Source organism: Chitinophaga terrae (ex Kim and Jung 2007) (assembly GCF_900107795.1).
In the GTDB taxonomy this organism is placed as follows: domain Bacteria; phylum Bacteroidota; class Bacteroidia; order Chitinophagales; family Chitinophagaceae; genus Chitinophaga; species Chitinophaga terrae.
In genome coordinates, this window is the sequence record NZ_FNRL01000003.1 from 21,056 (window position 1) to 43,378 (window position 22,323).

14 protein-coding genes and 1 tRNA gene are annotated in these 22,323 nt (G+C 48.1%); 11 read left to right on the top strand and 4 right to left on the bottom strand.

Features of this window, described 5'->3' with window-relative positions:
- The first annotated feature begins 142 nt into the window (after positions 1-142).
- The 7 genes from BLV62_RS04065 to BLV62_RS04095 all read left to right on the top strand — a co-directional run bounded on the left by BLV62_RS04065 (position 143) and on the right by BLV62_RS04095 (position 14,191).
- Complete coding sequence (locus BLV62_RS04065; protein ID WP_168927726.1) at positions 143-3,271, top strand: SusC/RagA family TonB-linked outer membrane protein; 3,129 nt, start codon at positions 143-145, stop codon at positions 3,269-3,271.
- Between the two features lie 10 nt (positions 3,272-3,281).
- A complete protein-coding gene (locus BLV62_RS04070; RefSeq protein ID WP_089758974.1) occupies positions 3,282-5,009 on the top strand; it encodes a RagB/SusD family nutrient uptake outer membrane protein in 1,728 nt (575 codons plus the stop codon).
- A 31-nt stretch (positions 5,010-5,040) separates the two neighbouring features.
- A complete protein-coding gene (locus BLV62_RS04075) occupies positions 5,041-7,827 on the top strand; it encodes a SusC/RagA family TonB-linked outer membrane protein (protein ID WP_089758976.1) in 2,787 nt (928 codons plus the stop codon).
- A gap of 18 nt (positions 7,828-7,845) precedes the next feature.
- Positions 7,846-9,513 (top strand): RagB/SusD family nutrient uptake outer membrane protein, encoded by a 1,668-nt coding sequence (locus BLV62_RS04080; protein ID WP_089758979.1) that lies wholly within the window; start codon positions 7,846-7,848, stop codon positions 9,511-9,513.
- Positions 9,514-9,534: 21 nt separating this feature from the next.
- Positions 9,535-11,979 carry a family 43 glycosylhydrolase gene (locus BLV62_RS04085; RefSeq protein WP_089758981.1) on the top strand — a complete coding sequence of 815 codons (2,445 nt, stop codon included), beginning with the start codon at positions 9,535-9,537 and terminating at the stop codon, positions 11,977-11,979.
- 54 nt (positions 11,980-12,033) lie between these two features.
- Positions 12,034-12,888 carry a LamG domain-containing protein gene (locus BLV62_RS04090; RefSeq protein ID WP_089758983.1) on the top strand — a complete coding sequence of 285 codons (855 nt, stop codon included), beginning with the start codon at positions 12,034-12,036 and terminating at the stop codon, positions 12,886-12,888.
- 133 nt (positions 12,889-13,021) lie between these two features.
- The gene (locus tag BLV62_RS04095; RefSeq protein WP_089758985.1) at positions 13,022-14,191 is read left to right on the top strand and encodes an immunity 26/phosphotriesterase HocA family protein; all 1,170 of its coding nucleotides are present in this window, start codon (positions 13,022-13,024) and stop codon (positions 14,189-14,191) included.
- 81 nt (positions 14,192-14,272) lie between these two features.
- Here BLV62_RS04095 and BLV62_RS04100 read toward each other — a convergent pair whose 3' ends face one another.
- Positions 14,273-15,052, bottom strand: a complete 780-nt coding sequence (locus tag BLV62_RS04100; RefSeq protein ID WP_089759393.1) for a phytanoyl-CoA dioxygenase family protein — start codon at positions 15,050-15,052, stop codon at positions 14,273-14,275.
- A 318-nt stretch (positions 15,053-15,370) separates the two neighbouring features.
- On the opposite strand from BLV62_RS04100, the gene BLV62_RS04105 reads away from it, so the two are divergent.
- Positions 15,371-16,021 (top strand): hypothetical protein, encoded by a 651-nt coding sequence (locus BLV62_RS04105; protein ID WP_139169914.1) that lies wholly within the window; start codon positions 15,371-15,373, stop codon positions 16,019-16,021.
- 137 nt (positions 16,022-16,158) lie between these two features.
- Here BLV62_RS04105 and BLV62_RS04110 read toward each other — a convergent pair whose 3' ends face one another.
- Complete coding sequence (locus tag BLV62_RS04110; RefSeq protein WP_139169916.1) at positions 16,159-17,178, bottom strand: hypothetical protein; 1,020 nt, start codon at positions 17,176-17,178, stop codon at positions 16,159-16,161.
- Positions 17,179-17,524: 346 nt separating this feature from the next.
- Between BLV62_RS04110 and BLV62_RS04115 the strand changes: the two genes are divergently transcribed.
- Positions 17,525-18,748, top strand: coding sequence for a DUF1028 domain-containing protein (locus BLV62_RS04115; RefSeq protein WP_089758992.1), 1,224 nt, complete (start codon positions 17,525-17,527; stop codon positions 18,746-18,748).
- A gap of 743 nt (positions 18,749-19,491) precedes the next feature.
- Here BLV62_RS04115 and BLV62_RS04120 read toward each other — a convergent pair.
- Together BLV62_RS04120 and BLV62_RS04125 are read right to left on the bottom strand one after the other, a co-directional pair.
- A tRNA-Leu gene (locus tag BLV62_RS04120) sits at positions 19,492-19,575 on the bottom strand.
- A gap of 122 nt (positions 19,576-19,697) precedes the next feature.
- Positions 19,698-20,510 carry a 2,3,4,5-tetrahydropyridine-2,6-dicarboxylate N-succinyltransferase gene (locus tag BLV62_RS04125; protein ID WP_089759395.1) on the bottom strand — a complete coding sequence of 271 codons (813 nt, stop codon included), beginning with the start codon at positions 20,508-20,510 and terminating at the stop codon, positions 19,698-19,700.
- Positions 20,511-20,618: 108 nt separating this feature from the next.
- Between BLV62_RS04125 and BLV62_RS04130 the strand changes: the two genes are divergently transcribed.
- Positions 20,619-21,740: a glycosyltransferase family 4 protein gene (locus BLV62_RS04130; RefSeq protein WP_089758994.1), complete on the top strand. Its 1,122-nt coding sequence runs from the start codon at positions 20,619-20,621 to the stop codon at positions 21,738-21,740.
- Between the two features lie 9 nt (positions 21,741-21,749).
- A complete protein-coding gene (locus BLV62_RS04135; protein WP_089758996.1) occupies positions 21,750-22,322 on the top strand; it encodes an L-threonylcarbamoyladenylate synthase in 573 nt (190 codons plus the stop codon).
- Position 22,323: the final 1 nt, after the last annotated feature.

Sequence of the window (22,323 nt, forward strand, 5' to 3'; positions counted from 1 at the left end):
CCTTATTGTCAGAATCTGTCCCCCCTGCTTTCTGGGAATTCATACGATTTTAGCCCCGTCAACCAATATTCAAATTGCATGATCCCTGCCATCGGATCAGATTAAATCCTGAATTACTTAAACGTTTATGAAAAGCTGCGTTATGAAAAAATGCTACTACGCGCGTTCCTTTTTAAGAGGATACCTTATTCCCGTGCTGTCGCTTTTATTGCTGACCGCCCAGGTATCTATGGCCAACATCCCTGCCTTTGCCGCCCTTGTTGTAAAGGGAAAGGTTACCGATGAAAAAGGCGGACCACTGATCGGTACAACAGTGGTAGTAGAGGGAACCATCCGTTCTACCTCTGCCGACGAAAACGGGAATTACCGGATCGATATTCCTGACGGGAGGAATGTACTGGTGTTTTCCTGTATCGGGTACCAGACCCGTAAAGTGCCTATTAACGGCAACACGGTAATAAACGTACAACTGCAACCCGACCAGAAAAGTTTGGGAGAGGTGTTCGTTGTAGGTTATGGGGTTCAGAAAAAGATGACAGTGACAGGCGCTGTTGCTTCCATCGGAACAAAAGACCTGTTGCAAACTCCTGCCGCCAATATCAGCAACATGCTGGTAGGCCGCCTGCCTGGACTTATTGCCGTGCAGCGAAGCGGAGAACCGGGCCAGGATGGTTCTTCCCTTAAAATACGCGGTATCGGCACACTGGATGCCGGTAAAGGTTCTGACCCGCTTATCATGGTGGATGGAGTGGAGCGTTCCAACATCAACCAGATAGATCCCAACGAAATAGAAACTATCAACATCCTTAAAGACGCCTCTTCAACAGCCGTATTCGGGGTACGGGGCGCTAACGGGGTTATTCTCATCACTACCCGTCGCGGGAAGGTAGGAAAACCTCAATTAAGCCTTACTACCAGCGCAGCGATGCAGAAACCGACCAAGCTGCCTAAAATGCTCAACAGCTTTGACTATGCCACGCTGAAAAACGAAGCGCTGGCAAATGATGGCAAAGAACCTTATTTCACACAGGACGACCTGGATAAGTTCCGCTCCGGAACCGATCCTATCTTCCATCCAAGCATCGACTGGTTTAAAATGATGCTGCGTCCTTATTCCATGCAATCGCAGCACAACCTCAATATCAGCGGAGGTACCGACCTGGCCCGCTACTTCATTTCCGGCGGCTATTTCGATCAGAACGGCGCTTACAGGCACTCGGATTACAACCGCGACTTCAGCGCCAATCCAAAGTATAAACGCTATAATTTCCGCTCCAATTTCGACTTCGATGTTACCCGCATGTTTACCATCAAAGTAAACCTCGCAGGGCAGGTAGAAGATCAGAATTACCCGGGCAAATCGGCCGCCGATATATTTTTTGATGTACTGAAAGCGAATCCCTTCAGCAGTCCCGGGATTATCGATAATAAACTGGTGACGCTGGACAAGGCCGTAAATGGTACCAATCCGCTGATGACCATGCTGAACGCAGGTTACCAGCAGATCTTCAAAAGCAATATCAACGCATCCGTAATATTGGGTCATAAGCTGGACTTCATCACACCGGGCCTCTCTGCCAGGGGAACCGTGGCCTACGACAGTTGGTACCAGCATTCTGTTACCCGGTCAAAAAACAATGTGACCTACCTGGTAGTAAAAGATCCCAATAACGATGCTAACGTGCTGTTCGTTCCACAGGGCGAGGAAACCACTTTAGGCTTCAGCGAATCATACGGCAAGAACAGGAAAGTATACACGGAGCTGGCGCTCGACTATAGCCGGGCTTTCGGTCCGCACAATGTTGGCGGCCTGTTGCTCTATAACCAAAGCAAAGCATATGCGCCAGGGTTAACCTACAAAGTGCCCAATGCTTACCAGGGACTTGTAGGTCGTGTTACCTATAACTATAAAAGCCGCTACCTGCTCGAGTTTAACATGGGATATAACGGTTCCGAAAACTTTCCTGAAGGAAAACGTTTCGGCTGGTTCCCTGCTTATTCAGCCGGCTGGGTAGCCTCTGAAGAGTCGTTCTTCCCTAAAACGGATTTGATCACTTTCCTTAAGGTCAGGGGATCTTATGGAGAAGTAGGCAATGATAAGATCTCGGATATCTTTAACGGCGGTCAGCGCTTCCTGTACCTGCCTTCTACTTACGGTTATGGCGGCGGTTACAACTTCGGGGAAGTGGGCAGTTCCTATCAATGGTTCGGCGGCTCGTACGAAGGCCAGTTGGGAAACCCCGACGTTACCTGGGAACGTGCTGTAAAATCGAATATCGGGCTGGAACTTAAACTGTTCCACGACCGGTTTTCATTCACCGGCGACTACTTCGAGGAAAAACGCGACAATATCCTTGCCCAGCGCGGCGCCGTACCCGGTATTGTTGGAGTATCAGGCCTTCCTGCCTATAATCTTGGCCGCGTGAGCAACAAAGGATTTGAACTGGAACTGGGTTGGACCGATCATATAGGTAAACTGAACTACTGGGTAAAAGGCAACTATTCCTTCGCCCGTAATAAAGTGCTGTTTAAAGACGAAGCGCCTAAAACATACGCCTACCAGAATGAAACAGGAAATCCTGTTGGTCAATACATTGGCCTGATCGCAGAGGGCTTATATAATACAATGGACGAGATCAATGATCCTAAAAGACCGCAATCGTCTTTTGCGGCAGGCACGGGAGGCCGCGATGGTCTGAAACCCGGCGATATCCGTTACCGCGATGTAAATGGCGATGGGATCATCAACAACGACGACCGCATGCCAATGGGTTACTCTCCCTTCCCGCAGATCATTTACGGTTTCTCTGTAGGCGGCAACTATAAAGGATTCGACTTTTCCGTATTGTTCCAGGGGGCAGACAGGGTATCGGTATACCTGGATCAGATGGCGGCATGGCCGTTTGATACGGATTGGCGGAATGCTATGCAGATCCACCTGGAAAGATGGACAGAAGAAAGATACAAGGCCGGCGACCCGATCAACTTTCCGCGTCTTTCTCCCAGCCCCGCAGGCCACAACTACCAATATTCCAGTTACTGGTTAAAAGACGCCAGCTACCTGCGGTTAAAGAATGCTGAGATAGGATATACTTTCCGCAAAGGTTTCCTCAACCGGGTGAAAATAAGCAGTCTCCGTGTTTATGTGAATGGTCTGAACCTCGTTACCTGGTCTGGCCTCCAGACTTATGATCCTGAAGCGCCTGCAGGCCGCGGACAGTTTTACCCTCAGCAAAAAGTGTTTAACGCGGGTTTGAACCTGCAGTTCTAAAATTCGAACTATGCGACGTTTAATATATGCAATTATAGCCGGCGTGTTGTATCTCGCCTCCCATTCATGCAGCAAGGATTTCCTCGAGAAGCCGCCATCAGTGGATATCACAGAGGATACAGTATTCTCGAAGATCCGGAATGCAGAAACCTTCCTGTGGAGCACCTATGCAGCCAGCATGCCATCGGGTTTTCCTACGGGCTGGAGTGCCAACACCAGCGGCGGCATAGTAGCCGGCGTACTGGCAGCCGCTTGTGATGAAGGAGACATTGCCGATAGCTGGCCTGGCGCCAACCGCTTCAATGAAGGCCAGTGGGGACCTAATGATAACCCGGAAGATGATTTCAGCGCCCATTACCAGGCTATCCGCCGTGCGAATATTTTCATGGAACGGATTGGCGATGTGCCGGATGCAGAATCTGGCTACAAAAACCAACTGAAAGCAGAAGCGCAGTTCCTGCGCGCACTGCAATATTTCGAACTGGTGAAAAGATATGGAGGCGTACCGCTTGTTACCAAACGCCTCTTGAACAGCGATAATCTCAAGCTGCCCCGCAATACCCTTAACGATTGCATTAACCTGATCGTAAGCGATTGCGATGCTGCCTATGCCGCGCTTCCTGCGAACCAGGAAGGCTATTTGAGAGGAAGGGTACACCGCGGTGCAGCCCTTGCGTTGAAATCACGGGTACTCCTATACGCTGCGAGCCCGCTGTTCAATACTAACCAACCTTATGTTTCAGCGAGTGGCGACGTAGCGTCGCTGGTTTGCCTGGGCGCACAGGATAATTCCCGCTGGCAGAAAGCGGCAGATGCGGCAAAAGCAGTGCTGGACTGGGCTGCCGCGGGCAATAGTCACCTCATCACCGACCAGGGAGTGGAAGGCAATTATGAATATGCCTGGTCGCAGCCTGATAATGCGGAGATCATTCTCGCCAATAAGTCAAATGGCTGGTGGGGCATTTATGGCGATTATTTCAACTTTACCATGCCGGCAGGTATTTATGGAGGATGGTATGGCATTACCGTTCCGCTGAATTTTGTGAAGCAGTATGAGAAAAGAACAGGCGGGCCTCAAACCTGGCCAGCATCCGGGGACAATGCCAACCAGCTCTATGCAGAACTGGACCCGCGCTTTAAACAATCCATCGGCTACAACGGGGCTAAATGGAATAATGAGATTGGCAACCTGCAAATGTATATCAAGCCGGATGGCAAACCTGCGCCTAATGGCGGCGACAGGGGAGGCGGCCAATGGATGCGCAAGTTCCTGCCTCAATCCGTTACCTGGGCCTCCTACGGCGCAACCCTGAACTGGCCGGTATTCCGGTTGGCCGAGTTTTACCTCAACTATGCAGAAGCGCTTAACGAAGCGCAGGGGCCGTCGGCAGAGGTCTATAATGCTGTTAACGCTATTCGCAGCAGATCAGGTATGCCGCCGCTTTCGGGCTTGAACCAGCAGTCGATGCGCGAAGCGATCCGCCGCGAACGCGCAGTGGAACTGGCATTCGAAGAACATCGCTACTGGGATGTACGCCGCTGGAAAATTGCCGGCCAGGAAGGCGTGATGAAAGGAGATATGCTCGGCCTGCGCCTGCGGCCTGTCAGCGGCTCAACTGAATTTCACTTCGACCAGGTAGTGTTCGAAAAAAGAGTGTGGGAAGATAAGATGTATCTCTATCCGTTCCCTAATACCGAAATATACAAGCAATACCTTGTTCAGAATCCAGGATGGTAATAGGGGAGATGCAACCAAAAACTAATTCATTATGCAAACCAGACATAAAATATTTGCAGTTTTTATAAGTCTTCAGTCGCTTGCCTTTGCGCATGCCTATGCGCAGCAATTGCCTGATAGCAGCCGTTCACTGAGGGATTCCAGTCGCTTGCCCGTAGCTTACGGCCTGCAGCCCGCCTGGCAGATCACCAGCGCGCAATCGCATATCAGCGGCGACCAGTTGCGGCCTTCTTCTGCCGCCACATTAAGCAACGCATTATATGGCCGGCTGCCGGGATTAACGGTGCTGCAAGGGAGCGGAGAACCCGGTTACGATGTGCCGGGACTGGCGATCCGCGGACTGGCATCTTACAGGAATACCGACATCCTCACTTTCGTAGATGGATTTGAAAGTCCTTTTGATCAGCTGACCGCCGACGAGATCGATAAGATAACAGTACTGAAAGACGCCGCCGCCACAGCTATGTACGGCATGCGCGGCGCCAACGGGGTGCTGCTGGTAACTACCAAACGCGGTATGGCAGGAAAACCTAAAATTACATTCGGCGCTCAAACAGGCTGGCAAAGCCCTACCAGGCTTCCCGAATTCCTCGATTCCTACAATTATGCAACATTGTATAACGAGGCAAGGAGGAACGACGGGCAACCGGAACGCTATTCAGCAGCGGATCTTGAAGCCTACCGCTCCCAAAGCGATCCTTATTTTCACCCGGATGTGAACTGGTATGACGAGGTGTTGAAGAAATCTGCACCTATGTCGAACTATCAACTCAACGTCAGCGGAGGTAATGATAACGCACGTTTCTTCGTGTTGCTGAATGTACTGAAAAATACAGGTCTCTATAAAAATACAGATCGTAAAAGAGAGGAAAACTCCAATGCGAATTTCCTGCGATATAACTTCCGGTCGAATGTCGACATCAATGTAACAAAAAGATTGAGCGCGTCGCTGGACCTGGCCGGCCGGGTGGAAGACAGGACATATCCCGGCACGGGCGCCGGCAATATCTGGGACAATATGATGCTGATCCCGCCAAACGCGTTCCCGGTAAAGAACCCGGATGGCAGCTACGGAGGAGCATCCATCTACCGCAACAACCCGGTAGGGCTGGTGTTGGCTAAAGGTGTGGCGAGTACCCACGACCGTAACATGCAGGCAACGATGCGCCTCAAATACGACTTAGACCAGGTTACCAAAGGCCTGGCTATTTCAGGAGCCATTTCTTTCAACAACTGGTTCAGGGGCAACGACGACAAGCAAAAAGACTTTGCCGTATACCAACTGCTGCGCGGAACTTCAGGAGATACCATCTACAACAAGTTCGGTGACAACACCACGGCATCAGTCAATGATGGGCAAAATAACCAGTGGCGACGCACTAATACCCTGTTCAACCTGACTTACGACAGATCGTTCGGGAAAAGTGATATCAATGCGCTGTTGCAATACCAGCAGGACGTATATACTATTTCCGGCAACAACGTTCCTTTTGCGCACCAGGGCGCCGGCGGGCGTATCACCTATTCTTACAGCCGGAAGTATATTGCTGAACTGACATTCGGCTATAATGGTTCAGAGAATTTTCCCAAGGGCAAACGATTTGGTTTCTTCCCTGCATTGTCCGCAGGCTGGATACTGTCGCGGGAAGCATTCCTGCAATCTGCCGGTTGGATCGATTTCCTGAAGCTGCGCGCTTCATACGGCCTGGCAGGAAATGACCAGGTAGGAGGAAGAAGGTTCCCTTACCAGCAATACTACTATGGCGGCAATGGCTACTACTTCGGTACAGACAACCATTATGCCGGCGGCATGGATGAGGGCAGCCTTGGAAACCCGAATGTGACCTGGGAAAAAGCGAGAAAAGCAAACATCGGAGTGGAAGGAAATTTCTTCAGGAACCGGCTGAACTTTGTATTGGATGTTTTTCATGAAAGAAGAACAGATATCCTCGCAGAACGCTCTTCTTCAATTCCGGGCTATATAGGAGTGGGACTGCCTTCTGAAAATATAGGTATTGTGAACAACAAGGGATTGGAAGTGAGTCTTGGTTTTGAAGAAAACAATGCAAAGGGTATCGGGTATTTCATCAATGCCTCAGCATCGTATGCACATAACAAAATTGAGTATATGGCCGAGGCGCAGCGACCCTTTGCTTACCTGAACCGTACCGGTCAGTCTATAGGGCAGCCATTCGGTTTACAGGCTATAGGATTTTTTAAAGATGAAGCGGAGATAGCAGCCAGCCCAAGACAAACATTTGCGCCGGTAAAACCAGGCGATATCAAATACAAAGATCAGAATGGAGACGGGATCATAGATATCTATGACGAAGTAGCGATTGGTAAACCTTCCATTGCCGCATGGACCTTCGGTTTGCACACCGGTATCCGCTTTAAAGGGTTATCGCTGGAAGCGTTCTTCCAGGGAGCGACAGGCCGCAGTGTAATGCTGCAGGGCCCATTGGTGTGGGCATTTGTAAACGATGCAAAAGCCGCTCCGCTGGCGTTGGGACGATGGACGCCTGAAACAGCCGCCACTGCTACTTATCCGCGCCTGACAACCACTGCAAATGATAACAATTACAGGGCTTCAGATTTCTGGCAGCGTAACGGGAACTTCCTTCGCCTGCGCAACGTGGAATTAGGATATACCTTGCCGGCAAAAGTATCGAAGATCGTATCGCTTCAGCAAACCTATCTGTATGTGAACGCGGTGAACCTGTTTACGATAGACGCGGTGAAGCTGACCGACCCTGAAGTGCTGATCGGTTACCCGGTAATGAAATCCGTGAACATTGGTATCCGCGTGCAGATGTAATCTTTAAAAAAGACGTTTATGAAAAATTCAATATTGTTTTTCCTGGCGGCCGGATTACTGTTCCAGACCGCCTGTAAAAAAGATTTCCTGGATAGGAGTATCAGCACGGAGCTTACGGAAAAGGAAGTCTTTTCTTCGTATGCCCGTACGCGTGATTTCCTCGTAGGCACCTATGCCTACCTCCCGGATGGTTTTGGCCGCTTTAACGGCGCTATGCTGGATGCCGCTACCGATGATGCGGAGTTCACAAATGAGGGGAACGAGATACAGCGTTACAATACCGGTAGCTGGAATCCGTACGTCAATCCCGACGATAACTGGAACCGCAGCTATACAGCCATTCGCCGTACCAATCTGTTCCTGGAAAATTCAGGGAATGTGAACCTGGATAATTATAAGCTGAACCCTGCTTCCAGCTCCCAGGAAACTTATAGAAAAATGCTGGACGACCTGGAACGCTGGCGATATGAAGCCCGTTTCCTGCGTGCATATTTCTATTTCGAATTAATAAAAAGATATGGCGGCGTTCCACTCATCAAAAGATCATTGGAGATCTCTGAGAACCTGGACATGGCAAGAACGCCGTTTGATGATTGCGTACAGTTTATTGCCGATGAATGTGATTCTGCCGCATTGCACCTGCCGCCGAAAGCGCCGGATGTGGACCTTGGACGAGTTACAAGAGGCGCCGCGCTGGCATTGAAAAGCAGGGTACTGCTGTATTGGGCAAGCCCGCTGAACAATCCATCCAACCTGCAGGATCGCTGGAAGAAAGCGGCAGCCGCGGCGCATGATGTACTGGCATTAAATACCTACCAATTGGAAAATGATTACAAGGCTTTATTCAGGTCATTTACCAGCAAAGAGATCATTTTCGCTCACCGCTATAGCACCAGTAACGACTTTGAGCGCGCTAATTATCCTATCGGCTACGACGGCGGCCAAAGCGGCACCACGCCAACACAGGACCTGGTTGACGCATATGAGATGACCGACGGAAGTAAATTCTCCTGGAGCAATCCGGTACATGCAGCAGCGCCATACGACAATCGCGATCCCCGTCTTAAAATGACCGTCATAGTGAACAACTCGCAGTGGAAGAACCGCGCTGTAGAAGCCTGGGCTGGCGGCCGCGATGGAAAAGGGATTGACCGTGCCTCCCGCACCGGTTACTACCTGAAGAAGTATGTGGATGAAAACCTGGACCTGTTGCAAAACAAAGCCAGCGTACACACCTGGATACTTTTCCGGCTGGGAGAGATCTACCTCAACTATGCGGAGGCAATGAATGAGGCGTACGGGCCCGACCAGGACCCTGAAGGATATGGCCTTACAGCCATTGATGCAATCAACAATGTGAGGAAACGGAATTCTGTGAATATGCCACAGTTAATAGCAGGCGACTGGCAAAAGCAATCGTTCCGTGAAAAGGTGCAGAACGAACGAAGAGTGGAAATGGCGTTTGAGGAACAACGGTACTGGGATGTAAGACGCTGGAACCTGGGAACCCAATTGTTTAACGGCCCTGTGCGGGGCGTCAACATTACCCGTACGGCTCCGGGAGTATTTCAATATGCCCCGTTCACGTTAGAGTCGAGGGTCTTTCTTCCACATATGAACCGCTATCCAATACCGGATGCAGAAAAGATCAAATCGCCCAGTCTTGTACAAACGCCCGGCTGGTAGCTTTATTTCAAAGAAAAGAGTATGAAGTATTTGTATTTATTGTTCTTCCTCCACTTGTTCCCGGCAGCGGTATTAGCTGAAAATATCTATTACGTTGATGCGATAACCGGGAATGATGAAAACAGCGGCCTCTCATCAGGGGCCGCATGGAGAACGGTTGACCGGGTGAACCGGCAGGTGCTGAAACCCGGCGACCGCGTGCGCTTTCGTGCAGGAAGGATATTTGAAGGGCAACTGAAACCGCAGGGGAGCGGCAGCGCTGCCAACAGTGTATTCATAGAGCCATATGGAGAAGGACCGAAGCCCAGGCTGCAGGGAAATGGACAGGAAAAGGCCACGCTTCACCTGGCGAATTTTCCTTACATCACTGTGCAGGACCTTGATATTTCCAATTACGGCGCAAATCGTATGGCTGGCAGAACGGGGGTACTGGTAGAATCGAAGAACTACGGAACAGTGAACAATACTGTATTGCGGCGGCTCGTAATACATGATGTGAACGGAAGCCTGGTGAAAAAAGAAGGAGGGGGAGCAGGGATTACCTGTAATAATGGGGGAGATGGAATCCCCTCGAACTTTAATGGTTTGCTGATCGATAGTTGCTCTATCCTGCGCTGCGAAAGGAATGGTATCTTGATTAACGGCAACTGGTCGCGCGAACGCTGGTTCCCGAATAAAGGAGTTGTTATACGGGCTAACCTGATCGAAGGCGTACCGGGAGATGGCATTGTTCCTATAGGCTGCGACAGCGCGCTTATCGAATACAATGTGATGCGTGACTGTCCGCGCCTGCTGCCCGATGGAGAAGCTGCTGCAGGGATATGGCCATGGAGCTGCGACAATACCCTTGTTCAATACAATGAAGTGAGCGATCACAAAGCGCCCTGGGATGGGCAGGGCTTCGATTCCGACTGGAACTGCAACAATACCGTGATACAGTATAACTACAGTCATGATAACGAAGGCGGTTTCCTGCTGGTTTGCAATGATGGCAGCGCCCCACGCCCGCGGAACATTGGCAATAACGGAACCATTGTCCGCTATAACGTAAGCATCAACGACGGGTTCCGTACTGCCGGCAAGCATAGCGGGTTCTCGCCTGTTTTTCATATAGCCGGCCCCGTACTGAATACGCAGATCTACAACAACGTGATCGTTATGCCTGCCAGTAGGGGTATCGACAGTACCATTATTGAAATGGGTAACTGGGGCGGCTATGCCGACAGTACCCTGTTTGCCAATAATATTTTCTATACGGCAACAGTGGCGGATTATGAGCTGGCGAAGAGCAAACGGAATATCTTCCTCAATAATCTTTATGCCGGTACCCATCTTCAACGGCCTGCCGATAAAAATGCGGTACTTGGCGATCCGATGTTCCTGCAGGTACCAGCACCGGGAAGTGATGGATTCGCTGCGTTGCAAAGTTTACGGCTTAAAGCCGGTTCGCCTGCTATCGGTAAAGGGCTTGCCTTAGCTGCGCCGGGAAATGATTTCTTCCGGCAGCCGCTGAACAACGGCACACTCAATATCGGTATCGACGGGCAGGCCGGAAACCAATTACCTACGGGCGGCGTATGGTACGATACAGCCGGGGATACCATCAATGCGCATGGAGGCAGTCTCTTGTTTGATAAAGGAAAGTATTACTGGTTGGGCGAGAAACGGGATAAAAAGAATTCGCAGGGCGTATCTGTTTATTCGTCCGAAGACCTGATCACCTGGAAGAATGAGGGTGTTGCATTCAGCCCTTCAGCCGATCCCAGCAGCGAAATAGCGGAAGGTTGCCTGATGGAGCGGCCGAAGGTATTATACAACCCTAAAACCCGCAAGTATATAATGTGGTTTCATTTGGAGCTGAAAGGACAGGGATATAAAGCTGCGCGTGCAGGCGTTGCCGTTAGCGACCGGATTACGGGACCCTATAAATACCTTGGCAGCTTCCGCCCTAATGGGAATATGTCGAGAGACCTCACCCTTTTCCGGGATCACGACGGCAAAGCCTATCTCGTGTATGCGTCGAATGAAAATTATGATCTGCGGATCGTACGCCTGTCGGCTGATTACCTGCGCCCGACAACAGACGATAGCCTGTTGTTTGCGAAGCATCGCGAGGCGCCTGCCATGTTCAGGAAGAATAATACCTATTACCTGATCACCAGCGGTTGTACGGGATGGGACCCAAATGCGGCGTCGCTGCACACCGCCAGTTCGCCTTATGGACCATGGAAAGCTGTTGGAAACCCTATGTTGGGCGATGGGGCTGCGCTTACGTTTAAGGGCCAGCCTGCCTTTGTATTCGCTGTTCCCGGGAAACAGGATGCATTTGTTTATGTCGGCGATCAATGGAACCCGCATAACCTGAAAGACAGCCGCTATCACTGGCTGCCTGTAGTATGGCGGGATGGCCTGCCAACCATCCCGTGGCGCACAGATTGGACCCCGGTTTTCTTTAACAATAAATAAAATGTTATGGCTACAGATCACAGATAGAATTTCCAAAAACTCAAAATCCACATTATGAAATCTGTTACGAACCTACTAATGGCAGGACTTAGTGTAATACTATTTTCCTGCGAGAAAAGTGAACCCGAAAAACTGAATGCTGCTCCTGTTGCCAAAGCGGAAGCGGATACCAACGGGAAGGCCCGTTTGGCCTCCACATGGGAAACGGTGATCGACCAGTCGACCTTCGCCAATTATACAGCGTTTGAGGCGGCCTGGAATTACCTTTATCCCTGGGGCAGCGATCATAACGGCTCTGCCAGGATGTATGGCAGCAGTACCGATCATAACCACATCTACCTGCAGGATAGCGTACTAACTATAAAGGCTACACGCATTACCTGGGATGAAGGCAGCAGTCCCCATGATCCCTGGTTGCCCATCCACTATCATTCGGGCGCTATTCATGCAAAAACCAATGTAGTGATCAACGACCAGTTCCCGGATTGGGAAGTGAAATGCGATTTCCAGGTGCCCACAGTAAAAGGCTCCTGGCCTGCATTCTGGCTTACTGCTGTAAACAGCTGGCCGCCGGAAAGCGATATAATGGAGTTTAAAGGAAATTCAGTGAACTGGCAGAATACCTTCCGCACGCCATCCGATGTATCTACCCAGCAAACCACTGTATCCGGCGCCGGTAGCTGGCATAACTACAGGGCCTGGATCACGAAGACGAGTCCTACAAATGTAGATATTCACTACTACATCGATGGAGTGTGGAAAGCGAAGCATTCCGCAAATTTTGTCGATAAGCCGATGTATATCATTATCAACCTGCAGATGGAAGGTTCCAGCGGCAGTCCCGGCCCCACGGCAGACACCTACCTGAAAGCGCGGAATATTTATATAGGCCGTACACGGGCGTTTTAAACTATTGATCTGTAGCTGTAATATTTTTGATGAGGAATGGAAGTGCCGCGGGAGTAACAAACCCGCGGCACTTTATTTTTAATTCCGGATACCTCCATTTGCTCATCCTGTTTTTCATCCGTATTTTTCCATTATGGAAAAACTACCATTCGAACTCTCGAACCACGAACGCAAATACCTTGGATTAGCCCCAGTAGAAGATCATTGGGAACTTGTCAGGCTGGGGGAGATGTACCTGTATTTTGATGGCGATATTATAAGGAAGAAAATATCTTTTGCAGATAACCAGTATCGTGAAGACGAATTAGCGGAAACCACGGCTGAAAACAGGACCATCCTGCTGCCGAAAACTGCCAAAGGAAAACCCAAAAAACTGAATTTTACTGCCACGCAGTCATTCAGTCCATTCGGCGTTTACTTCCTGTTCTCTCCGGCCGGCTATATTTCCATCGCTAATTATACCACGCAAACAACTTACTACTACGACAATTTAGGCGATAATAAAACGTTGCCCGACCTGAAAGAGTGGCTGGATAAGTGGGTTTCAGAAACCACGCCAGCCGACCTGGAGGAAATCGCTGCTTTCAGCAAGGCGGAACGTAAGCACTGCAAATACAAGGAAGGCGATTTCTTTGCATTCAAAATAGGGCGCAGGGAATGGGGCTTTGGCCGGATACTTATGGATGTATCGAAACGTAGAAAGGCTCCCGGTTTCGGGAATAAGAAACATTATGGTCTTGTTCACCTGATGGGGAAGCCGCTTATTGTTAAAGTATATCATTATATCAGCGATACCCCTGATGTAAACCTGGATGAACTCAGGAAAAAGCCCGCCCAACCTTCGCAGGCGATTATGGACAATCATTTCTATTACGGTGAAAAACCAATTATCGGCAACAGGCCGGTGGAGCCGGAAGAGGAAGATATGATCATATCGTATGGCCGCAGTATCAACTATTCCGATCCTGATACTGTTTATCTCCAGTATGGAATGATCTATAAAGAAACCACTATTTCGCAGTTTAACCGCTACCTGAAAGAGGAAGGGGGGGATGGAGGATATGGTATGGATAACCCTTACAGCAACAGCGGGGTAAGTTTTGGGCTGGATATCCCTAAGTTGCGCGAATGTATCGCAGCCGGTTCTAATGATCCCTACTGGGGCGCCAATAGTTATTCCGCCAGCGGCGATCTTCGTAATCCTGCCAATGAGGCTATAAAGGCGGAGATCTTTCGTTTCTTCGGGTTAGAACCTGATAAAGGTTATAAAGAGAACTTGTTTTCTTATGATGGGGAGATTTAATAATTCTTGTAATAGTTCCGGCAAATCATTCATTATACTAAAAGAGGTTGCATTTTGCAACCTCTTTTACATGTAGTATCTCTATTCTAAAGCCAAACGAATAGCCTGTTCAACCGGTGTGTAACTGCCTGCGGAATCCGAGATCGACAGTTCGCTCTTCAACAGTAAAGGCGGTTGTGCCATAAACTTAGGATTAGTTCCCCTATGCGGTTGAGCTGCATGAACTATGAATGGGTGACACAGGTAGATGGTACCAGCTTTACCTGTTGCGTAAACCTTTTTCCTTTCAGGGAGTTCATCTAGCTTACCTGCAAGCTCCATAAAGGAAAGACCCCAATCGCCCTCCTTCGATAACAGCCTGGCCACATCCATATGAGAACCTTCGTAAATGATCGTTGGTGCATCAGCTTCACTGACATCTGAATATAGCACAAGCATTAATAAGGCCCGCCCTTTTGACCGGATGTTGACACGCCATTCAAAGAAGTTATTAGGATCATTTCCGGGAAAACCTGCATCTACGTGTTTACCGGTATCATTGGGCTGGCGGGCAGACGGGAATCTAACCGGGAATGTCCCAACGTTTCGACAGGGTATCCATTTATCTTTGCCGATCAATTGGTCAAAGATCGAATGCAGTTTTTCGTGGTTCAGCGACGCTATGAAGGGTTGCTGAGTGTACATGCCCAAACGTATAACCGGTTCAGTCCAGGTGGCCGGATCAAACCTGTTGCAAGGCAGATCGTTCCACAGGATATCAACAGCTGCATCTGCAATTTCCCTTGAAAACGCGTTATCTACGCGTATAAAACCATTCAGAACAAATTGTTCTATTTCTTTTTTACTTAGTAATTCTGGCATAACCATTTATAAGTGTGGGCTGGCAGATGGTGCAATAATAGTTTATTGACCAAGCCGCTGGCTTAATTGTTATTAATGAAGTTTAAAAAACGAGGATCTGCACTGTGCCGACACACGGTGCATTGCTTAAGAACTAAGCCTGGAAGGAGTTTTATAACATTACAGTCATTCTCATACGATAAAAATAAACTTTATTCCTCATACCTCCAAGCTTGGGGTATGTTTAAAGAGTTATTTCCCTTATCCCCGGAGTTTCTGTATCTTAAATATAGGTTTGTCGATACACCGGCTATTCAAATCCTTAAACCAATTCAGATCATGGAACCAGCATTCATATATAGACTCCTGGAAAAAATACATGAGTTCTACCCCGTAGGAATGCAGCGGCTCACCGGTTACCCTGGCGAAAAAAGAATGATGGAGATTATTGAAAAGAAAATCAATGCACTTATCAATGAGGAACAGACTGAGTGGACAGCTCTTTTTCATTCCTTAAAAAAACTGGCTGCAAATTACCAGGTAATAGACAATTCTGCACGCCAATTTCCGTCTTATACAATGTCTGTTCTTTATGAAGAAGCCGGTTCCGGGGAGCTGAATCGAAGAACAGAGATCGTTTTTACAATATCGCTGCTATGTGAATATTATACCTGCTTTATCCATGATTTTTACCGGATAGATTCTCAAATACTTTTTTCCCAGCGCAGGAAGATATACTCTACTAATGTTGTTTCACTTGAAAATCACTTATCTTTTGAAAAGGCGAAACCAATAATCGAAAGGGCGGACGCAGAAATCAGAAAATTTTTTCCTGGGCATACTTATGTTAACCATGCATCGCTTTTCTATAATAAAATTAATGGAGCGGTTCCTTTTGGAGCAATAGAAGATATGCCTGCTCAGCCATATTCCATTTATCACTTTTTGTTTGATGGATATTTCGCAAAGGAACCGAATATCACGGCCTGATATCAATGCTCAAATATCTTATCAATTGCAAAAGAATGATGTTGAGAAATTGATATATGATATGTTGCTTGGTCGCTTTCAATCAGGCTCGTTGCTGCTTTTTACAGTCCGGGCAACCAGGGAGAGTATTTCATTGCTTATTTTAGCCGGAGTTGCTGCATGAAGCGATACAATTCCGATGCTTTGGGTTCTTCATCGGTTTCGGCCATGACGAAAATAACCCGGTCGCCCTTTACGAAATACCGGAAAAAAATATGATTTTCAATGCTCACCTCTTTCGTGTCTTCGTCATATTCAGGTTCGATAGCATAAAAACCGTTGCCTTCCTGCTCCACGATATAGCGTTCTTTGCTGTTGATATATTCCTGCAGGTTAAATGTACGGCCTTCAGCGGGTACTACGAAGCAGGTAGCCTCCGTATTGGTTGAAGGTTCCTGGTATAGCTTGAAGACGTTGTTGTGTGAGAAGGTACCGGCATCGAAGGGGCCAAATCGATGCACCTCAAAGTCGCCCGATTCCCGTACGTCATATCCTTTGGGCGCCAGGAGGGTAATAGAACCCAAACTGCCTTGCAGTACAATTTCTTTGAGCGCGCCTGTTGTTGAGGGTTGCTTCCAGGCAGCCCTTTGTTTGTATGTTTCCAGGAACCGTTGCTTTGCTCCCTCTCTTACCTTTTCTTCCTGTATATCGGCCTCCACTCTTTTCGCGTATTGTTCGGGGGTTATAAGTTTGTATTCAGCTACGAACCGTTTGTCATTGTCCAGCGTACCGAAGTATTCGAAATGAACGACCAGTTTGCTTTCGGAAACTTCGATACCCGTGATCGAATCAAGATAAGTATTGTTGAAGCCTGCGGCTGCTGCGCCAGGTCCGGCTTTTTCGCCGGTCATTGTTATGAATTCCGCTAGGGTGATAGATTTCTTTTGAGGATAGCTGAAAGTTAGCCGGTCGCCTTCCTTTATAAAATAAGGATTGCGCTCGGCAGCATGTTCCATCATGGAAAGGGTAGCGCCATACATTGCCTTGCCATCCACTCTTTTTAAGTTCGACAATTTCCAATATGTGTTTCCGGAAGCCTGTCCGCTACCGGTCATGGTTAAACTGAATAAAAGCCAGGTTAATAAAGTCCGGATGCCGGGTATGTATCTGTTTTGCATAATTCGTACTTGGCGCAAAGCGGGTGATCAGGCGTTTGCACATTGAATATAACATGAATTGAAAGAATAACGGCTAACCGGAAAGGTACTCGCCATTTTTCATCCCGAATCTAAAATACGACTAAAAGAGATACCTTGATAAAAGTAACCACATGGTTCTCGTTAATGGATGCTATGCCCAAACCGGTTGCCGGGTGATCGGGCGTTTATCCTTGCCGGTATGATAATAAATTGTATATCTTTCTGTGGAGATTCGGACAGGCTTGCACATGCTTTGGGCAGTCTGGTCTTATCTTGTATTATTTAGATTCGTACATAATTAAATTGCCCAATAAACCTGCAACCGATGAGAATATTGTTTATTCCCCTTTTTTTATTTTTTTCCCTTCATACGACCGCTCAGAATTTACCATCCCTTGTTAGCGGCAAGAATATCAATACCACTTTTTCCATTGTAGCATTTGATTCCGTTGCGAAGGAATGGGGTGTCGCTGTTGCCACGAACAATATTTATGTCGGAAATTCCACGATTTACATACAGCCGGGACTGGGGGCTTTTTCAGTGATTGCAGAAACAGAACCGAAGTATGCCATCGAAGGATTTGAGCAGTTAAAGCAGGGCAAAACGATTCAGCAGGCCATAGAATATACGATGCAGGAAGACGCTGAGCGGTATCTCAGGCAGGTATCGGGCATTGATAGGAACGGTTTTACATTTGCTTTCACCGGCGCTGCCTGGAAATATCAGCCAGGTTTTGCAGGGACATTAAAAGGTAAAAATTGCGTGGCCATGGGAAACCAACTTGGCGACAAAGTACTTCAGGCCATCGTTTCTGCCTTCGAGCAAACTAATGGAACGCTCGGTCAGCGGCTGCTCGCCGCATTAACAGCGGGTCAACGGGCCGGCGGACAAATCCAGGGCAAGCAATCTGCAGCACTCATGGTCAAAGGCGCCAACAACGAGTGGTATAATAACATCGACCTGAGGGTCGACAATTCAACAGACCCGTTTGAGGAATTAACCCGCTTACTGAATTTCCATTATGGAAGGATTATGTTGAACCAGGCGATCAACGCGATCAATATGGGAAATGTTGCTTTGGGAAAATCGCGCCTGGCGGAAGCGGAGCGCATGGTAAAAGGCTGGAACGGGATACAAAGCAAAGTGGCCCTGGCCTACCTGCTATTAAAGGAGCCCTCCAAAGCCGTGGATGTTATCCGGGCTGCCCTGGCAGCCAACCCAAAATGGAAAGAAAATTTACCCGCTTTCTACTTATTGAAAGACGAACCGCGTATGAAATCATTGATCGACGAAAAGCATTTTACGGAAAAAGACTGGATCAGCGCAGTTTCTCTGATGGGGCAATTGAATCGCGGTCCGGAAACCATATCTCTTTGTAATAGGGGGTTGCAAGATTTTCCAAGGTCGTCTTATCTTCATTACTTACTTGGCAAATCGCTGCTGGCAGCAGGTAAACGGGATGAGGCAAGAAAGGAAGTTGAGCATGCTGTTGACCTGGATGCCTCTAACGAGGAGGCGGTGATTATGCTTCAGGGGGTATTCAAATGATTTACAATCTTGGCAAGTTCTTGTGCTGAATTCTATTAATAAATTTAAAAGGAAGAATGAATATTATAAGCAATTTAGATTTTCAGAAATAGGTTGAAAGGTTTCGATTATATTCTTTATAGTTGAGGAAAGAGGAGATAATTTTCGTATGTCATGTTGTGTGTCAATTATGTGTCCAAATAATGGGCAAAAGCGGACCAACTCACCTGTTGGGATAGTGGTAGGATTGTCTCCAGGTTTTGAATTGCTCGGCAAACTGCATTATTCTCCTTAAATTCCTTATCCCGAAGTTTTTTCAGTATTGCCTTTTTTATTGTGTCGACAGTGTCGACACGATTTGTTTTGCATACTCCGCCCGTCTATTTTTCAAGATTTCATCATTAATGGATGACCAATTTTCCAGGAAAGTGCGGTAAGCGTGTTGTTAGCATGTAAAAATACTTGCTGCTGGTTTTGCTCAATAAACTGCGGAAGCTCATTGAATAACGATTGTTGGAGCGATTATACATTAGTATTCCAATATCATATTAAATGGATAACATGAAAATTAAATAAAGAAAAAATGATAAGCGTTAACCGGAAGTTAATGTCGTGGGAGCATAATTCAATTGTAAAAGGAAGTGTGGGCCGATTTCCCTCATAAAACTCATTTCTAACGGAGGCTTAATTATTGATCCCCAAAAATGGGATTTAATAAAGAAAAGAAAAGCCTCTGTAAATCATTTGATTTATAGAGGCTTTCGTGCCCAGAACTGGATTCGAACCAGCACACCCTTGCAGGCGCTGCGACCTGAACACAGTGCGTCTACCAATTTCGCCATCTGGGCATCCAGGTCCTTTTGTAAAGGGATTGCAAAGGTAATTTTTTATTTTAATTTGCCAAATTTTTTTCAAAATAAAAAAAGAGCGAGGCATCACACCCCGCTCTCTTACAAACCCAAAAATACATTTATACAGCTACGTTAAATTCACGTAAAGTGTCATTCAGACTGGTTTTCAGATCGGTAGATGGTTTGCGTTGACCAATGATCAGCGCGCAGGAAACCTGGTATTCGCCAGCCGGGAATTTCTTGGTATAAGTACCCGGGATCACTACGCTGCGAGCCGGTACACGGCCTTTATACTCGATAGGAGTAGGGCCGCTCACATCTATGATCTTGGTGGATTGGGTCAATACCACGTTAGCGCCCAATACCGCTTCTTTCTCTACTACCACGCCTTCTACAACGATACAACGGGAACCAACAAAGCAACCGTCTTCAATAATAACAGGACTGGCCTGTAATGGTTCCAATACGCCGCCAATACCAACGCCGCCGCTCAGGTGAACGTTCTTGCCTATCTGCGCGCAGGAACCTACGGTAGCCCAGGTGTCTACCATTGTTCCTTCATCTACATACGCGCCAATATTAACGTAAGAAGGCATGAGGATACATCCTTTCGCAATATAAGCGCCATAACGCGCTACTGCATGCGGTACTACCCGAACGCCCAATTCTTTATAGTTGGATTTCAGCCTCATTTTGTCATAGAACTCAAATGGAGCCAGTGTCATAGTCTCCATTGGCTGAATAGAAAAATACATCAATATCGCCTGCTTCACCCACTCATTCACCTGCCATCCGTTAGCAGTAGGTTCAGCTACTCTCAGATTTCCTTTGTCTACTGCTTCAATTACCGCTTTAACTGCGTCTGAGTACTGCGTTTCCTGTAAAAGGCCGCGATCAGCCCAGGCAGCCTGTATTTGTTGTTGTAAATCCATGTGCTTTTTTTTGCAAACATAATATCTGAAACGGGAAATTACGAATAACAACATAGCAAAATCTCCCGGTTTCCTTATTTTCGCAGCTTCTCAGACGAAAATAATCGTATGAAAATTGGATTCGATGCCAAACGCGCTTTTCAAAATAACACGGGGTTAGGCAACTATAGCCGGACCCTCATATCTTCGTTGGCAACCGATTTCCCGGGAGAGGAGTACCTGCTGTTCGCCCCCAGGCAAACAAATATGTACCCTACCAACCTGCCCGTAATCTTACCGGGAAAAAAAATTCACAAATGGCTGAAATCCATCTGGCGAAGCCGCTGGATAGTGGAAGACCTGGACAGGTACCAGCTGGATATATTCCATGGCCTCAGCCATGAACTGCCCTTTGGCATCCATACTACCCGCGTCAGATCAGTGGTGACCATGCACGACCTGATCTTCGAACGCTACCCGCAGCAATACAATCCTATAGATGTGCTTACCTACAGGCGCAAAGCCAGGTATGCCTGCAAATATGCCGACCTGGTTGTGGCCATCAGCCAGCAAACAAAAGACGACCTGGTTACCTATTACCAGGTGCCGGAAGAAAAGATCAGGGTAGTATACCAAAGCTGCGACCCTATTTTCGAAACATTGAGACCAACAGGCGAAATTGCGGCATTCAGGCAGCGTTACCAGCTCCCCGGCCAATATTTCCTGTACGTTGGTTCATTGATAGAAAGAAAGAACCTCTTGGGGATCGTAACCGCCATGAATGAGCTGAAAGGCCGGCTGGACGTACCGCTTGTGGTTTTAGGCAGCGGGAAGAAATACAAGGAGAAAGTAAAACAATACCTCTCGGCTCACCAGCTGACAGATAGGGTTATTTTCCTCAACGAGCATTCCCGTTTAGAAAATGAAGAATTACCTTTATTATACCAGGGAGCAGCCGCCCTGCTTTATCCTTCTCTTTTTGAAGGGTTTGGAATACCGATCCTGGAAGCATTGTGGAGCGGTACGCCGGTGATCACCTCTACCGGCTCCTGTTTCAGCGAAACCGCCGGGGATGCAGCCCTGTACGTAGACCCGCTGCAACCTTCCTCCATTGCCCAGGCTATGCAACAAATCATCAACTTCCCCGACCTGGCCGCCGATCTGAGAAAGAAAGGCATCCTACATGCGCAGCGCTTTACTCCGTCGAAATGCGCCGCAGCCATGATGCAGGTCTACAGGGAACTGAAATAAAAATGTACAATGGAAATTTTTGAAGAAGATATCACAGCCGCCCTTGCCGTTCTGCGGAACGGGGGACTGATCCTGTATCCTACAGACACGATCTGGGGGATCGGCTGCGATGCCACAGATGAAAAAGCTGTAAAAAAGGTTTTTTCCCTCAAACAACGCAGTGAAAGCAAAAGCCTGGTGATCTTGCTGGCAGACGCAAAAGACCTGCTGCATTATGTAGCCAACCCAAGGCCCGATATCATTGACATCCTTTCCGGCTTTGAACGCCCCACTACCGTTATTTACGAAGGGGCGCTCGGACTGGCCCCAAATGTGATCAGCGAAGATGGAAGCGTAGCTATCCGCATCGTACAGGATACATTCTGCCGCCACCTCATCAAACGCCTGCGCAAGCCGTTGGTGTCCACTTCTGCCAATATCAGCGGACAACCTTCCCCGGCCAATTTCGGCCAGGTAAGTGAACCCATCAGGGCGGGGGTAGACTACGTGGTAAAATACCGGCAGGACGATGAGTCGCCCCATGCCGCGTCCCGGATTATCAGGATAGCTGCCGATGGAACCATCTCTGTCATCAGGGATTAAA